Origin of the sequence: Spiroplasma endosymbiont of Polydrusus formosus (assembly GCF_964263245.1) — a bacterium.
Classification (GTDB): Bacteria; Bacillota_I; Bacilli_A; order Mycoplasmatales; family Mycoplasmataceae; genus Spiroplasma.
The window spans coordinates 1,303,083-1,318,436 of sequence record NZ_OZ181656.1 but is presented as its reverse complement, the minus strand read 5'-3'; the positions used below and the strand labels follow the sequence as shown (position 1 = coordinate 1,318,436).

Here is a 15,354-nt window from a genome sequence, read left to right as displayed (position 1 = left end):
AGCGATTAAGATTGTAAAAAATTAGATATTGAAAGAGCAAGAGTATGGGATTGAGGATTACCAGACAACACTAGTTAATCAATCTTTGCAAGACATATTTATATTATGCAAGTAACCGGGGATATTATTAAACCAACGAAATTATTAGGTGGTGTTGATATTACTAATGCTACTAATCCAAAAGTACATACTACTACTAGTTTTTGATTATATAATTAAATTTGATAAAAAAGCTTATAAAGTAGCAGAGAATATACGCATTAAAATGCTACACAGCAATTTAAAATTGAATTATAACAAGTAAAAGATATTTTATAGTTTTATAATAATAAATTAAATCAATACTTTAAATTAATACAACAAGGAATATCAATAAATGTTGATGATAGTGCTTATTCAACATTATAAAGTTTAAATCAAAAGAAATATAATTACTCTTTTGGGCAATATATGACATTTAAACCAGTACAAAAACAAAAATTTAAAATAAGACATCGTATTGAAACATTTACAATGTTGATAAATACAAACCAATTAAAATGATTATGAGAAAAATGTTCTGTAAGTAAAACATAATATGAATTAATTAAATGATAAGATAAACCAAATGCCAGAGACGAACGAATGTTATACTCATATGATGTGATAAATTTGATAGTGATTTTTATACTTTACATTTTGAATTAATATCAATGGTTAAACATAATAGTTCAGCAGATTATAAATTATAACAACAAAGGGATTAAATAACTTAATTAAAAAAGATATTCATGTAAATACATGATGAGCGTGTAATAAATGCAAAAGACCATATATATCTGTTTGCGGACAAGTTAAAAAAACTTTGTCAAGAATTAAAAAAGATAATATCGCAATATGTAAATTAACTTTATATAACTAATATATTAAGAAATATCAAAAAGTTAAAGTGTGTTTTCAAGTTTTGGCAAATGATCCAAATTTATTAATAGTAAATATTATTAATTATGCACTTATCTTAAAATTAAAGGAGCAAAATAACCATGAATAATACTTTATCTGTTTTACCAAACTTAAATGATATTAATAGTGTTTTAAAATTTTATAATTATGATTGAACAATTAATTTAGCAAATATTATTGCTAGCCATCAAACGCTATTAATAAATGGTAAAGATATTTTATTTAAGTCTCATCGTAAAGACATTTTAGAAAAATTAAATTTATGATATGAAACTTATAAAATAAAAAAATTAGATAAAAATGAATTAACAGCAAGTTTAATTGATAAAACTATTTTTGGTTTATTAGAAAATAGTGATGGAAATATTGATTTATGAATCAACCATTTTAACTTCATATCACGCGTAAGTAAAATAAACGAAATTGAACAAGATGCTGATATTTGATTAAATTATCATCAATCAGATAGTGGTTTTATTTTAAATTTAATTTGTACCAAAGATAAAATAGTTATTAAGGATTGACCCAAAAATAACGAGGTAATTGTTGGGCAAAGTAAAACACAAATTAAAGATGATGTTAGACCTGTTTTAGTTCGATAATTTAAAAATAAATTAGGTATAGTACCTTTTTGAGAAATGATAAATGAACCTAACCCTTTATTTTTATCAACTTCAACCACTTTAAACCAATGGCCTACAATGGCAAATTGTTATAAATCACAATTTAATTTATAAGATATTTTTGATATTAAATTGAAAGAAAGATGAGCATATCGTACACGCATTGATATGGTCAATTAGATGATAATTTAATGACTGATTATAACAAAGGTAATAAAAATGTAATACAAAATGTTTTTGATGATATTTTTATTCAATCAAGTCAATCAGCCGTATATGGTCAATTATCCTAATCTTTACAAATGGTGCAAGGCACACCAACCTTATAAACATATACCGAAGACCAAAAATCCATTATTGAGCAAAAAAAATATATTTAGCATGTCATTTTTATAGTCCATTTGACGATAAATCAGATGGTGATCAAAATAAAACCCAATCATTATTAACTTAAAAAAACAAAAGACTTAGAAAAACAAGCCTATTTACAAACATACCGTAAGCAATATTATACTAAAATGTTTGATACTGTTTTAAAATATTATGGTTTATGAGATGGCACAGGCGAACGTCCTTATGGTTTTGATTTATTAGTGCTAGTTTAGTTAACCAAATGTGACAAAATTAATTAATTACTGCTAGATTAGATAATGGTACAATGGAACCAATAAGAGCCATAATTGAATATGACAACATCGATGAATTAGAAGCAACAAAATATTTTAAAAAAATAGAGGAATAACAAGATAAAATGCAAGCCAAAGAGATCGAACATAATAATAAATTAATGTAATATGATGAAATTGGTAATAATCAAAATTCCTTACAAGGTAGAACAGAAATTAAGGATAATTAAAAAATTATTATAATTAACCCACAGGGGTTATCGAATAATTAAGAAAACAGACCACAATACTTTAATAGATATAAGAGAAAACATAAAAGATAACGGACATTGAAATGGTATTTTCTTTTAATGTTTATAGTTCGTATATCCCCGATACTAAAACAAGTTGAAAACCTAATAACGCTAAACTAAGTAATTACGGTAGTTATTCACAAATATTTGATAATATGGAAAGTACGATTGTTTAATGACAAGATAGTTTAAAAATAGTACAAAAATATAAAGGTGAAGAAATTAATATCTTAACGATGGATGATTTTAAAAATCATCCAGTTAACTCAACTATATGAGTAAATAATGAAACACCTTTCACTATAAAATTAAAAAATAAAAATTGCTATTTTTATTGAAAATTAATTGATGGTGAAAACATTTATGATATTAATATAATGTTATAATACTTAAATCAATATAAATTAAGTTATTTTATGGATAATGATAATAAAACTGATAATTTTTATATACAAAAGAGGTTAAGATTGGTAAATATTGGGATGCTTATGTGATTGATTATAAAAGTTCAATTCAATTTGTAGAAGCTAAATTTGAACAAGTATTTACTCAACAATCAACCGAAAGACAATATACTTTATTAATTTTAAATGAAGATGCAAGTAAATTAAATATTAATGATTATTATAATTTTTATACTTGTATTTAATGACTGTGGTTTAAATATTTGTGTGGTAGTAATATTAATTATGCACCCCAAGATAGACAATGATTATATATATCAAATGTTATTATTAATTATTATTAACCTTATGATGGTAGTTTTTTATGACAAGAAATTACTTTTTCAAGTATTAATAACAAAATTAGTAATAGTAGTTTATCTGTATAAAAATTTATTAAAACATCAGGCGCCCCGGGGAAGGTTATTGTTTTTCTAAAATAACTTATAATGAAAAAATAAATAAAGGCATTGTTTAATTAGATGAGGTTTTATTAAAAGACCCTGGTGTTAGATCGATGACGGTTAAATTTTATGGGTAATCCGATCTTTTTTAATATGCCAGTTATTGATCGACCAATTATTAAAAGGTCAATTTAATCAAAAAGTAATAAATTATTGTGATTTATTAATGTATAGCATGTATCATTCTTGTCCACCCAACAAAGTAAATACTTATGCTTCACCCAAAGTAAGTTTATATAACATTCAAGGGATTCAACCAATTATGATAACTGGTTATAAAGATTGAAAAACAGATATGGATAGTAAATATGACTTTTTAAATCAAAAAAATAGTTAAATTATTGTTATAACTGATAAAACAAATTCAACAGCAACGAGTCCCACTGTTGGCACAACTATTCATACAGAAGATAAGGATTCTAAATTTTATTTATCAAAAGATTGAAAAATAACACCACCAAACAAAATAAAAATAAACGGGTATAGTTGATAATATTATTAGTACTCAAGCATCATTGTATTTTAGAAGAAAAGATGAATTTGATAATACGGTTGATCAAGTTCAAATTGAATATAATAAAATGGGTGCATGTAATGTTTGGGATATTTTAAATATGAATAATTTTATTAACCGTCAAATAACTGCATTACCTTTAAACTATACTCAAAAATTAGTATTTAATCCTTTTACAATAACCGGTGGAGTTGGTAAATTCTTAAAATTTATTTCATTTGGTATTCCTTGGGGTTGATTAATTAATCAAGATTAAAAAACTTGACCTAATTTTCAATGATTAAATGGGTTTTTTATGAGTGCTAATATTTATAGTTTTTATAATGATGCATTTTGAGGTGATAATGTGAAAAATAAAGGTTATTTACCATTTGAAATATTTAGAGAACAAGGTAATATGATAAAGTTGGTGTTATTTTTGGAGCAAATGTCACTATCTTAAGTTTTACAACTTTATTAATCAATAAATTAGTAGGTATTGTTTTAACTAATGATGATAAACAAACAAATAATATAGTTTATTAAACATATAATTTAAAACAATTAAACAAAAAAACTAACCGAATTTATTTAATTAATTAACTAACCAAAAGTGGTAAATGATCAAATACCAGTTGGTCGTAGTAAAAAAGATAATGATTGTGAATTATTACAAACACCCGATTGAACAAATTGTAGTTATATTATTGATATGTTTTAAATACAAGCATTATATAAAGATAATTTCAAAATTATCTTTTGTGCTTATAACCCGTATACTAATAATTAAGAGGGTTATTAAAGATTATTGGTATGAAATTTTCGTGAAAAAACAAAAAGTACATTAAATAGTTATTTACGCGATATGACAACTAATTATAAAAATAGTTTATTTATTTTACCCCACAACTACAAAATATCAACATTTAATTACCCAAAATATGTATTACAACCAGTTCCGTGTAACTATAAACCATATACAAAAGATATTTTAGATTGAAATAAACAAATTTAAATGTTATTTTCCACACTTTATCATAGTAACTGTGTTCAAATATCCAAACCTTATGATAAAGCCAGTCATAATTATTTTGATGAAAATATTACATATTATTCAAATTGTTAATTTTAAATTGATTTAAAACAAATTGATCCAACAATTCAAAGTATAGACAAATTTATTGGTTCTTATAATACAATAGCTTTATACAATGATAATATAATAGTAAATAATATTTTACATTTGCTACTGGATATACAAATGGTGTACCAACTGATAAAGATTATAGAAATAAAATTAGAACTGCATATGAATGAGAGAACGTATTTTTTTATCTTTTTCTACAAGTAACAAAAATATAAAATAATGATAATAATAAAATTAAAGAAACATATTTACAAGATTATTATACTAATGATTTAAAATTAAAGATTAGGTTTTCAAAAAATGTTATTCCTAAATTTATGGGGGTCGAGGGTTACGGAGATATTTATTACGTGGGGACATCAGTATTTCCTACATCATAAAGTGAAAATATAATATTTAGTACAAATAATGTAAAAATACACAATATTAGAAACACATCTAATTTTGCTATTAAAATTACAATTAATCCAATATAAAAAATATAGGAACAATTAAGTTTATATATGTTCTTTCCAATCAATAATTTTTCCAGTATCTTTGTTTATTGTTGGTATTTCTGGTTCATTATCGCCATTTCAACGATAAATTACTTGATTTACATAAAACCTCCACCAAATGCTATGTAATTATTTTCTGTTACAACAGCAAAAGATATTTTTTCTTTATCAATAGCAAATATATTTTCATTTTTATATTTAAAAAAGTAAATAATAGCATATAATTTATGAATTTTTTTATTAAATTCATTTTTATATTAATTTTTATTAACTAAGGATCAGTTATTATTTTCTGATGGTTTTGTTAACATTGGTGTTGATTGTTATTTCTAATCATAATAATATTTATATTTATTATTATCATTTTGACAACTAACTAAACTTGTTGTACTTGTTGTTCCGATTAAAGTGATTGTTAATAAAAGACTTAATATCTTTTTCATATTTATCCTTTTTTATATAGTTGTGTTTGTTAATTTAATTAAAAATGAAAATAAAATTTGTTTATTTCCATTTATTTATAGTTTAATAAACTTTATTTAATTTACTTATTACTATTAAATTAATTATTTCTAATATCAATATTAATTTTTGTTTCATATGAATTTTGTGTTTTTTCAATATTTTCTATTGTTTTATTTATATTTTTTAAAAATTGATCTTGATCTAATGAAACATACTTCACGGGGAGTTTTTCAAATTCATTTTTATAATTTAATAATTCTGTTTTAAATTGATTAATTTCATTTTTTTCATTTAAATCTTTTTTAAAATTATTTATGTTTTCATTACAAAAATCAAAATATTTATATATTTTCCCGTCTACTGTACCAAAATATAACTTATTATTAAGTTCAATACCATTAGATGGTAAACCAACATTTTCATTGTTAATAATAATTTTTTGATATCCTGATATATAATCAGTACTCATAAACATTACCATCAGTTGAAGCAAAGTATACTTTATTGTTAAATGTTAATCCTCTTAAATGAGATTGACCTTTCATATTTATAACTGTTTTTTATAATTTGCTATTGGATCTATTTCGTGAACTTTACTATCAGATACAAAATATAATTTATTATTTAATACAGCGTCATCAGATCATATATCACTCTTATTCCCTATTTTAATAACAAATCTATTTTGTTTTGTTTGTGGATTATATTTATATATATATTGCCTTCATTATTTGAACAAAAATATATTTTATTATTTAACACTAGTCAAAGGTTCGGATTTTATCTAAGTTTTGAATTATTTTTTGTTGTCCTGTTGAAGTGTCATATTCATAAACATTACTATCATTTGAACTAAAATATAATTTATTATTTAAAGCCACGCCAGAAGTACGAAAAATACTATTTGCGTTTATAATTATTTTTTTGTTGTTCTGTAACAGAATCATATTCATACATTTTTCCATTTATTGTAGTAAAGTATATATTATTATTTAATACAATAAGAGAAATAATTTGATATTTATCACCTATATCATTTAAATCAACAATTATTTTTTATAATTAATTTTTTATCTTTTACTTATTTTTAAATTTTTAAAATTATTTACAAGTAAATGGTTAATATCATTTAATTTTTCTTCTTTTTGATAAGTACTAGCGGCAATTGTTGTTGGTATGAAAGTTACACTAATAGTTAATAAACTTAATAAACTAAGTAACTTTTTCATACTTGTTTTTCTCATTTTCTTTTATCTTGAAACTTTTTATATATATCTACTATGAGTAGATATATATAAAAGCAAAATTAGGAATTATTTAAAAAACTTTATCTTTAAAATGCAATTAATTAGCGATTTTAAGTGCTAAATTAGCAATAAAATATACTAATTTTAGTATTTTTTTTATATATAAAAAGTATTGTATTAGTAAAATAATAGTATATAATGAAATTATAGATTTAATATTTTTTCATAAAAAAGAGTTTATGCTGACTTGTTAATCGAACAAGGATGAAAAAAGAGGAGTTTATAAAATGGCACTTACAAAAGAGCAATTAATAGAACGATGTTTAAGTGAAGAAATAGCAGAAAATATCTTAAATCAGTTTAATAATGAAGCAAAGCAAATTAGAGAAAGTGTGAAAGCTAATGGATTTTACTCCTATTTATTTCTTTAATTTTCAGCAAGATTAATCCCTCGCGAAATATCATAGCGCGGGGGTTTTTATCTTGTTTTCATTAAAAGAGTGCTGTTAAATCAAAAAACAACATCGGACACTAAAAAAACAAGATGGTTGTAACTCCAAAAGGTTATTTTATTTATATAAAGTTGTCTGGGGATTGATGAAGCGTAATTAATAACTCCTCAGTAAACTTTTTTTCTTCCTTGGTGGGGGGGATAAACTATGTCTAAATACTAAATAACCTTATAGCTGCCGCGCCGCGCTTCACTCTGGTGGTTAGCAGGCGGCGAAATGAATAAATACTAAAATAAAATACATTATTTACTAAATATCAAAATATTAACCAACAAAGGAATTTTCTGTTTATTTAAAAAAATAAAAATAAATAAGGAAAATATTATGGAAGAATATAAAAGTAAATATATTAATAAAAATTAAAATAAAATAACAACATCATTTGATTGAGTTAATTGTCAACCTGTTAATTGTCGTATTTCACATCATAAAAAGCATTATGATTTATAATGTTTATAATAAACAAAAATGTATTTAAATTTATTTGAAGATAAATGAGATTTTATTAATTAATATATGCAAAATTATAAAATTAATGATATTTTAGATTTAGCAACAGAAGGTTGAAAAATATTACAAATTAATAAAAAAATAAAACAAATAAATTAAAATATATTATTGCAATTTATCATACCGGAATTGGACAAACCAATATTATTATTTATAATGTTTTGCAAAAGAAAATAATTAATAACATTACTTTTAATTATAAAGATGAAGAATAAGCAATAAATAATATATATTTAATATTAAACTAATTTAAAAAGCAAACCTGTTTTTATTTAAATAAAGTTCTTGTAACCTATCCAAATATTAAAAAATAAAGAGGTGAAACAATGATAAAAAATGTAAAATATGTTCTTATTGATGAAAATAATGAACCTATTAAAAATAAAAATGGTAGTTTAGATATTAAAACTGCTGAAATTATTTTAGAAAATACTACCAAAGTTGGAGAATTTAATGCAAGTAATTTAGAAAATAGTAATCAACAAATCAACGAACTACAAACAAAAAACACTAAATTAATTTCACAATTATAACAACAAACGCTACAATTAAAACAAATTGAAGTAATTAACTTTATTAATTATTTAACTGATAATTAATAATTTAAAAATGTCTTATTAAAATCTTATGATATTAATGATGATATTGAAGTTATCAAAGCACAATTGCAAAGTGTTTATGATGAATTAATTAAAGTTCAAACTGTTAATACTGGTGGCGTACCAAAAACAGAAAATAAAGAAAAAAAATTATAGATACAGACAATGTATTTAATAAATAGAAATAAGAAAAAAATTATGACACGAGACCCAAAAAGAATATTTGGAGATATTACTAATCAAGCAACAAAAAACGATTGTGAAGCATTTGACCAATGATATTTACAAACTTATCAACAAAAATTTAGTTGAGAAGCTTTATTTGCGTGAAAAGAAGCCAATAAATTTGGTTTAACATATAAAAGAAAGAAAAATATTAAATATAACGAAGGTCTAGAAAAAGATGGTCATGTATTTAATACCGATGATAATTTATTAAAATACTCAACGGTGGAATTTGAAGATGGAATTGTTGAATTAGATACCATTTTAACTTTTGCTCGTAAATTAGACCCCGTAGAAAGTGATTTTACCCAATCTTTGAGCGGTTGATATTGAACAAGCAATGGATACCGAAGTTGCTTATAAGCGCAATAAAATTTTAGATATTATTAACAACGGAACAGTTACCACTATCCAAGGACAAAAAGCAGATGATACAAACGCTTTACAAATTCATGATGAAATTATGGATAAAGTATATGAAAATGGTTTTACCCCATCAGAAATGGTTGTTTTAGGTTCGGCTGATTTTATTCGTGGCATTCGCGCGTGATAAATTACAACTACAATTTGGAGTAAATGACCAAATAAACAGTGTAATTGCAACAAGCGGGGCAATGAAAACGGTTGAAGGAACAACATATTATATGGTTCCAAAAAAATTACCAATTATTAATAAAGATGGTTCAGAAAGAACAATTGAATTATTATCAAATGGTGTTAATATAATTACCTTTAAATTTAGTAAAAAATATGACCTCTTATTTTACACAAAAAAGACCATACTCCGTTAAGAGTTGGGCGGCGGCATTAGGGACTGGAATGGTAATACTTTGATTATGGAAAGAGTTTTTATATTTGGGCGGAGCAGTAGTTGAGCCAAAAGGAATTATTAAACATATTGTTGTCAAAATTGATATTAGTAAAATTAATAAATTATATAAACCAACTATTCATATTGAAGATTTGACACAAGCAACACCAGAACAATTAAAACCACAATTTAAAGATGTTTTTAAAAACAGGAAAAGCCATAAATAATTATTTAACTGAAAATGATTTTTATTGCTATATTAAAACCAAAAGCAAAGATTAACCAATTAATATTTATAAACGATAAAATTGTTAAAGTAAAATTGAGGGTAAAAATAAAGATACTGGTCAAACAAAACAGATTTATGTTAAAATTAAAAATTATTAATTAGTACTAAAAAATAGTACTTTTTCGTTTCGGATAGATATGCCACTTGATCGGAACATCTAAAACATCCCCTATTTGTGCTGTTAAAAACAGCTACCAACAATATTATCTGCTAAACAACAAGAAAAAGTTTTGGTTTATAATTATTATAATTTTTAGGAATACAAGTTTTAGTCCTTGATTTATCGGTTTTAATTGGTGAGATTGCTTCGGCTGTTGGATTAGAAGCAAAATTAGATAATTTTGCTTAAGCATTTATCTCATTTGGAATAGAAACATCAACCGATTTTGCCGTAAATCAAATATATGATAGTTTAAACTTCCGAAGTGACAGCAAAAGTACTGCCTTAAATTTATTACCAGCAATTAGTGGTGTTGGTAAATTAACGCGCGCGGCTCGAACAACTATAATTTTAAAATTAGCAAAAGAAAAAACTAAACTACTTGAAAAATTAGGTGTAATAACTGCTAATAACTTAGAAGATGTAGTCGGACAAGTTAGTGGTAAAAAGATTTTATCTGATAAATTAATTTTTGACTTTACAAAGCGGGCTAATAACGAAACTTTATTATATACAATTGGAAAATTAGCCCGCAATGATTTTTATAAAGGTTTTAAAGTTTCTAAAATAAACACAATTAATAATTTATTAAAAATTGAAAAAAACATTCAAAAAATAAGTCCGACGTTAGTTCAAAAAATACCCCGCATAAATGAAAAAAACGCCAATAAATGACTATCTGAATACGAGTTAAATATTGATAAAATAAGCAAAATTAGTACTAATGAATGATATAACATTATGGCTAATCTTCATCAAAAAGGTGTTGGTAAAAATTTACTATTAAGCGCTAATTTAATGCGCGGCAGTAAAATATATCATAATAAATTATTAAATATCTTGCATCAAACACCAATTAAATTAAATAAAATTTTAAATAATTTAAACCCAAATTTTTATCTTCAAAAAGTAACTAAAAAATTATTAGCTCCAATCGAAAAACAAATAATTACGATTAAAAAAAATAATTAATAAAATTACAAAGAAAACTAAAAAAATATTTTCTAATTTTGAAACAAAAGCCATTCAAAAAAGACAATTATTATACCGTTTCCTTATGGTTCTGAGGTGTTTTTAGCCGTTAAAATAGTCCTTTTATATGTTTTATGTTATTATGATGGGGCCGCCCCGAGCGGAGAAAAGTTGCTGCTTTTTAACAATATATTATAAAAATCCTAAATATGCCCCGATTGTTGTGATTACTACTTTAATCAAAGCCGAACAGTTTGTTTTGTCCCCTGAACCTTTTAAATTCTATATGCATAGTGAGTGGTTTATTGGTTGGGGATTTACAAAAACAAGTTTGTTTAATTTAGTTTCTTTTGCTCCACTGGCTTATCAACAAGTAGTAAAAGATAGTTTTAAAATATATCGAACAATTGCTAAGATATTAAAATTGCAAGAACAATTTAAAAATAACTTTAATAAAGATAAGTTGGTGCAAACATTAGAAGATAGTGTGATTACTAGTTTATTAGGTAACGGACTAATATTTCAAACATATAAAAAACTAAAAACAAAACAAGATTTAAGCAAAATAATTAAAACAAAAACAATGTCAAGTAGTAAAAAGTTTATCTTAAATAAAATCAAAACAAAAAGAAAGCAGTGATAAAGAGATGATTAAATGTTAAATGAATTATGAGCAAATGTTACTTTGGAAAATTATAATAATTTTAATCCAATAACAGGAAAAATTATCCAAGTTCCCGTTCGTTATAATAAATTCTTTAAAGGTGATGTCGAATTATGATTTAAAACTTTTGCATTAAGAGCCCAAAATATAATTAATTAATATTTAAACTATCCATTTTTAAAATTAAAATTTGAAACATTTAAAGACCCGTTATTAAAAAATTTGTATTAATATGGTATTTATTACGGTTTAACATTGAATATTTAATCGTATTCCAATTTAATTCTTTACTTCAGAAAATATGAGTGTCAATGCTATTAGCTATTCTTCACAAAATGACCTGATGGCAACATGACAAGGTTTATTACCTACTTATGCAAAGTCACTTGCTAATTTAACAACTTTAAAGAAAATGTTTTATTCTTTTCAAGAATTAAGGTATTGATTTAACAAATGATCGATTTAAAAGCATACTATATTCAGTTAGAAGTTGATGCATTACTAGATAAGGTTTTTATCGAAAAAATTAAAGATGATAAACTTGCAAAATTTAAAGAAAAACTTTTAGAAGAATTAAAAAAATAATTGTTATACCAGATGCGCCAAATTGAGAACAAGTTGACATTGGTGATTTTGTACCAAATAGTGATCATTCTTTCTTATGACATTAAAAATTATGATAAAGATAATTATAGTTATCAAGTTTTTGTTCAAAATGATGAAAATAATCCAACTGGCGGATATGGCGGTATGGTTACAACACATCCTAAATTTTCGTTTTCTGTTAAAGTTCCAATTGAAACAAATGATGGATTATATTTTTTTGTATCATTTTTTCAAGGGAGAATTATATCATATAAAGATAAACGCGGAACACCCGCTAAAATTCAATCATTATATATTCAAAGAAAAAAAGTAATTTAGAAGGGAGATGATTTTATGTCAAAAGCAACTATTAAAGATGTAATTATGTTTTTGAAAATCTTTGGAGTTTCATCCTTGTTTTTTATTGCCGGAATTATTATTTGTTTTTTGGGCCCTACTAAATTAGGGATTGCTTGACCTACATATGTAATTATTGGTGCAATGCTTAATAGTTTTGGGGTAATTGTTTTAATTATTGAAACAATTAGATTTATCAAAACACATAAAAAAGAACAAAAACAAGACAGCATTGAAGATGTTATTAAAAATAAGAAACAAATAAAGAGATGTTATAAATGGGATTGTTATCAGCAAAAAATAAATTAAAAAATAGTTATGATATTGATAGTTATTAGCTTAATTTAGCATCAACGATTACTAATCATAAAAATGATATTTTTCAAAAACATAATAAGATTTTAAAAAAATAATTTGTGAAGATAATGCTAATTTTTAAATATTGCGTATTTAAAAATTAGCATTATAATCCTGTTACTAATCAACAAATAAATTATCAATTAATTAATAAATTTTTAAAAATGCAGTACTTTACTAATAAGAATTGATATAACGAATATAAAATTAATAAGAATGGTAAGGGGTGTGTATTTTATTTTTGCTAATAATTCAAAACTTAATTTTATTACTATTGATTTTTATAATGACCAGTATGATGAATTAGGTAATTTAGTTTCTTGTACTTTTGATTATGACCTTTATCTTAAAAATGACCAGAGTGTTTTTATTACTGAAAAATTATAAATTGATTATGCAACTAAACAAGTAAAAGTTATTATAAAGTTAAAAACATAATTATACAGTAATATTACCGACTTATATTTTAATTGGATAAGTTACAAATAAGTTTGACCATATTTATGTGGACTTTCAAATAAAATATAATTATGAAGAAAGTAGAAATATAAAAATAGGAAGAAATTCATATACCGATGAATTTAAAAAAACAAATTATTTTACTTTATCAAAATGGCAAAACCATTCTTGAAATTTTTAAGGAATATAAGGTGTCAAAATCATCTGTATATCAGTGAATTGAAAAATTTCATAATTCTGGATCTTTTAAAGCAAAAAATAATCGCACTGTTGAAAAAATTAACTGATTGCCTTGCGGAAAGAATTAATCTAATTACGAATGGAAAAACAACCTTTTAAAGCAAGCGGTGCTAATAGTTGATAAAAAATAGAAATTATTAACAATAATAAAGAAAAATATTCTGTGAAAAAAATTGGTCAAATAGGATCAAAATTAAAGATAGCAAAATCAACATATTACTATCAAATTAATAAATGTGGCTATTGTTGATGTTAATAATTATGAACAAAAAGTCATCAATGCATCCAATGATAATCGAAAAATTTATGGATCTTGTAAAATTAAAGCTTTTTAAATCAGAAAGATATTATCTTATCGCGAAGAAAAATTCACCAACTTATGATTAAAAATCAGTTAGTATCTAAATGCACCAAATTAAAATATTATAATCATAAGTTGGTGGTTAATAACAACGAAATTAGCAACGTTTTAAACCGTGAATTTAATAATAAACAACCCAATGAAGTTGTTGTTAGTGATTTAACATATGTTTAATGTGGTGCTAAATGACATTATCTTTGTTTGTTAATTAACTTGTTTAATCGTGAAATAATTGGCTATAGTGTCGAGACAAATAAAACAATACAACTAGTGCAAGAAACCTTTTATTCAATTATAAGACCATTAAAACAAATTACGTTATTTCATACTAACTGGGGTAATTAATTTAAAAATAAAATCATTGACAATACCTTAAATACTTTTAACACCAAACAATCATTAAGCAATAAAGGCTGTTCTTATGATAATGTTATGGATGAAACAATTTACAAAAGTTTTAAAAAATAATTTGTTAAGAGGCAAAAATTTATAAATTTAACCAATTAAAATACAAATTATTTAACTTTGTGCATTAATGTAACAATATTCGAATTCACGGTAGTTTGAATTATTTAATACCTGTTGAATTTAGAAAAAACAACAGTCCATTATAAAAGTGTCCTAAAAAGGGCTGCTAATCCAGTTTATTTAGCATTATCCATCAACAATTGTTGATGGATAATGCCTCTCCTCTCCTCTCTCCTTTTCAAATTAAATATGTTACATCAATATATAGCATTGAAAACCTTGTTTTTATATCATTGAATTTACAATTAATTAAATCAGGATATTGCAATAAAATTTTTTATTTATTTATTATGTTTATATTTCATTTTTCTTCTCATTTTTATTACATATTCAGGTTGTATTTGATTATTAATCATAATTATTAAAACTTTTTTTGAATTATATTTTATATCATAATCTTCATTTAAATATTTAGTAATTCTTCGATGTCCAAATTGTTTTAAATTTTTTCATAGACTTTTACAATATCATTTATTATTTTTTAT

At 23.6% G+C, this 15,354-nt stretch carries 29 protein-coding genes; 24 read left to right on the top strand and 5 right to left on the bottom strand.

Going from position 1 to position 15,354, the window contains the following annotated elements; translation table 4 throughout:
• The first annotated feature begins 450 nt into the window (after positions 1-450).
• The 8 genes from ACE38S_RS07030 (at position 451) to ACE38S_RS06995 (ending at position 4,899) form a co-directional block, all read left to right on the top strand.
• Positions 451-576: a hypothetical protein gene (locus ACE38S_RS07030; protein ID WP_374696993.1), complete on the top strand. Its 126-nt coding sequence runs from the start codon at positions 451-453 to the stop codon at positions 574-576.
• 446 nt (positions 577-1,022) lie between these two features.
• On the top strand, positions 1,023-1,544 hold the full coding sequence (locus ACE38S_RS07025) for a hypothetical protein (RefSeq protein WP_374696992.1): 522 nt from the start codon (positions 1,023-1,025) through the stop codon (positions 1,542-1,544).
• Between the two features lie 164 nt (positions 1,545-1,708).
• Complete coding sequence (locus ACE38S_RS07020) at positions 1,709-1,858, top strand: hypothetical protein (RefSeq protein WP_374696991.1); 150 nt, start codon at positions 1,709-1,711, stop codon at positions 1,856-1,858.
• A 1,116-nt stretch (positions 1,859-2,974) separates the two neighbouring features.
• The gene (locus ACE38S_RS07015) at positions 2,975-3,133 is read left to right on the top strand and encodes a hypothetical protein (RefSeq protein WP_374696990.1); all 159 of its coding nucleotides are present in this window, start codon (positions 2,975-2,977) and stop codon (positions 3,131-3,133) included.
• A 361-nt stretch (positions 3,134-3,494) separates the two neighbouring features.
• Positions 3,495-3,728, top strand: coding sequence for a hypothetical protein (locus ACE38S_RS07010; RefSeq protein ID WP_374696989.1), 234 nt, complete (start codon positions 3,495-3,497; stop codon positions 3,726-3,728).
• 178 nt (positions 3,729-3,906) lie between these two features.
• Complete coding sequence (locus ACE38S_RS07005) at positions 3,907-4,161, top strand: hypothetical protein (protein WP_374696988.1); 255 nt, start codon at positions 3,907-3,909, stop codon at positions 4,159-4,161.
• 39 nt (positions 4,162-4,200) lie between these two features.
• The gene (locus tag ACE38S_RS07000) at positions 4,201-4,347 is read left to right on the top strand and encodes a hypothetical protein (protein ID WP_374696987.1); all 147 of its coding nucleotides are present in this window, start codon (positions 4,201-4,203) and stop codon (positions 4,345-4,347) included.
• A gap of 345 nt (positions 4,348-4,692) precedes the next feature.
• Positions 4,693-4,899, top strand: a complete 207-nt coding sequence (locus ACE38S_RS06995) for a hypothetical protein (RefSeq protein WP_374696986.1) — start codon at positions 4,693-4,695, stop codon at positions 4,897-4,899.
• A 1,191-nt stretch (positions 4,900-6,090) separates the two neighbouring features.
• On the opposite strand, the gene ACE38S_RS06990 is transcribed toward ACE38S_RS06995, so the two are convergent.
• The 3 genes from ACE38S_RS06990 to ACE38S_RS06980 form a co-directional block, all read right to left on the bottom strand.
• Positions 6,091-6,474, bottom strand: a complete 384-nt coding sequence (locus ACE38S_RS06990; protein WP_374696985.1) for a hypothetical protein — start codon at positions 6,472-6,474, stop codon at positions 6,091-6,093.
• Between the two features lie 280 nt (positions 6,475-6,754).
• Positions 6,755-6,940 carry a hypothetical protein gene (locus tag ACE38S_RS06985; RefSeq protein ID WP_374696984.1) on the bottom strand — a complete coding sequence of 62 codons (186 nt, stop codon included), beginning with the start codon at positions 6,938-6,940 and terminating at the stop codon, positions 6,755-6,757.
• A 123-nt stretch (positions 6,941-7,063) separates the two neighbouring features.
• A complete protein-coding gene (locus ACE38S_RS06980) occupies positions 7,064-7,222 on the bottom strand; it encodes a hypothetical protein (protein WP_374696983.1) in 159 nt (52 codons plus the stop codon).
• Positions 7,223-7,527: 305 nt separating this feature from the next.
• On the opposite strand from ACE38S_RS06980, the gene ACE38S_RS06975 reads away from it, so the two are divergent.
• From ACE38S_RS06975 to ACE38S_RS06950, 6 genes are all read left to right on the top strand, one after another.
• Positions 7,528-7,671: a hypothetical protein gene (locus ACE38S_RS06975; protein ID WP_374696982.1), complete on the top strand. Its 144-nt coding sequence runs from the start codon at positions 7,528-7,530 to the stop codon at positions 7,669-7,671.
• A gap of 917 nt (positions 7,672-8,588) precedes the next feature.
• Complete coding sequence (locus tag ACE38S_RS06970) at positions 8,589-8,795, top strand: hypothetical protein (RefSeq protein ID WP_374696981.1); 207 nt, start codon at positions 8,589-8,591, stop codon at positions 8,793-8,795.
• A 264-nt stretch (positions 8,796-9,059) separates the two neighbouring features.
• Positions 9,060-9,449: a hypothetical protein gene (locus ACE38S_RS06965; protein ID WP_374696980.1), complete on the top strand. Its 390-nt coding sequence runs from the start codon at positions 9,060-9,062 to the stop codon at positions 9,447-9,449.
• Positions 9,427-9,639: a hypothetical protein gene (locus ACE38S_RS06960; protein ID WP_374696979.1), complete on the top strand. Its 213-nt coding sequence runs from the start codon at positions 9,427-9,429 to the stop codon at positions 9,637-9,639. Before ACE38S_RS06965 ends, ACE38S_RS06960 begins: the two co-directional genes overlap by 23 nt.
• Positions 9,620-9,877: a hypothetical protein gene (locus ACE38S_RS06955; protein WP_374696978.1), complete on the top strand. Its 258-nt coding sequence runs from the start codon at positions 9,620-9,622 to the stop codon at positions 9,875-9,877. Before ACE38S_RS06960 ends, ACE38S_RS06955 begins: the two co-directional genes overlap by 20 nt.
• Positions 9,878-9,905: 28 nt before the next feature.
• On the top strand, positions 9,906-10,124 hold the full coding sequence (locus tag ACE38S_RS06950; RefSeq protein WP_374696977.1) for a hypothetical protein: 219 nt from the start codon (positions 9,906-9,908) through the stop codon (positions 10,122-10,124).
• A gap of 407 nt (positions 10,125-10,531) precedes the next feature.
• Here ACE38S_RS06950 and ACE38S_RS06945 read toward each other — a convergent pair whose 3' ends face one another.
• On the bottom strand, positions 10,532-10,882 hold the full coding sequence (locus tag ACE38S_RS06945; protein ID WP_374696976.1) for a hypothetical protein: 351 nt from the start codon (positions 10,880-10,882) through the stop codon (positions 10,532-10,534).
• A 205-nt stretch (positions 10,883-11,087) separates the two neighbouring features.
• Here ACE38S_RS06945 and ACE38S_RS06940 point away from each other — a divergent pair, with 205 nt between their 5' ends.
• The 10 genes from ACE38S_RS06940 to ACE38S_RS06895 all read left to right on the top strand — a co-directional run bounded on the left by ACE38S_RS06940 (position 11,088) and on the right by ACE38S_RS06895 (position 14,686).
• A complete protein-coding gene (locus ACE38S_RS06940) occupies positions 11,088-11,318 on the top strand; it encodes a hypothetical protein (RefSeq protein ID WP_374696975.1) in 231 nt (76 codons plus the stop codon).
• A 127-nt stretch (positions 11,319-11,445) separates the two neighbouring features.
• Positions 11,446-11,961 (top strand): hypothetical protein, encoded by a 516-nt coding sequence (locus ACE38S_RS06935; protein WP_374696974.1) that lies wholly within the window; start codon positions 11,446-11,448, stop codon positions 11,959-11,961.
• 12 nt (positions 11,962-11,973) lie between these two features.
• Positions 11,974-12,141, top strand: coding sequence for a hypothetical protein (locus tag ACE38S_RS06930; RefSeq protein ID WP_374696973.1), 168 nt, complete (start codon positions 11,974-11,976; stop codon positions 12,139-12,141).
• Between the two features lie 294 nt (positions 12,142-12,435).
• The gene (locus ACE38S_RS06925; protein ID WP_374696972.1) at positions 12,436-12,567 is read left to right on the top strand and encodes a hypothetical protein; all 132 of its coding nucleotides are present in this window, start codon (positions 12,436-12,438) and stop codon (positions 12,565-12,567) included.
• A gap of 33 nt (positions 12,568-12,600) precedes the next feature.
• A complete protein-coding gene (locus ACE38S_RS06920; RefSeq protein WP_374696971.1) occupies positions 12,601-12,906 on the top strand; it encodes a hypothetical protein in 306 nt (101 codons plus the stop codon).
• Positions 12,907-12,921: 15 nt separating this feature from the next.
• Positions 12,922-13,233: a hypothetical protein gene (locus tag ACE38S_RS06915; protein ID WP_374696970.1), complete on the top strand. Its 312-nt coding sequence runs from the start codon at positions 12,922-12,924 to the stop codon at positions 13,231-13,233.
• A gap of 276 nt (positions 13,234-13,509) precedes the next feature.
• Positions 13,510-13,668, top strand: a complete 159-nt coding sequence (locus tag ACE38S_RS06910) for a hypothetical protein (RefSeq protein ID WP_374696969.1) — start codon at positions 13,510-13,512, stop codon at positions 13,666-13,668.
• Between the two features lie 188 nt (positions 13,669-13,856).
• Positions 13,857-14,048 (top strand): helix-turn-helix domain-containing protein, encoded by a 192-nt coding sequence (locus ACE38S_RS06905; protein ID WP_374696968.1) that lies wholly within the window; start codon positions 13,857-13,859, stop codon positions 14,046-14,048.
• A 311-nt stretch (positions 14,049-14,359) separates the two neighbouring features.
• Positions 14,360-14,515, top strand: a complete 156-nt coding sequence (locus ACE38S_RS06900; protein ID WP_374696967.1) for a hypothetical protein — start codon at positions 14,360-14,362, stop codon at positions 14,513-14,515.
• A 27-nt stretch (positions 14,516-14,542) separates the two neighbouring features.
• Positions 14,543-14,686 (top strand): hypothetical protein, encoded by a 144-nt coding sequence (locus ACE38S_RS06895; RefSeq protein WP_374696110.1) that lies wholly within the window; start codon positions 14,543-14,545, stop codon positions 14,684-14,686.
• Between the two features lie 289 nt (positions 14,687-14,975).
• Here the strand turns inward: ACE38S_RS06895 and ACE38S_RS06890 are convergent, their stop codons facing one another.
• Positions 14,976-15,137, bottom strand: coding sequence for a hypothetical protein (locus ACE38S_RS06890; RefSeq protein ID WP_374696966.1), 162 nt, complete (start codon positions 15,135-15,137; stop codon positions 14,976-14,978).
• Between the last annotated feature and the right edge of the window lie 217 nt (positions 15,138-15,354).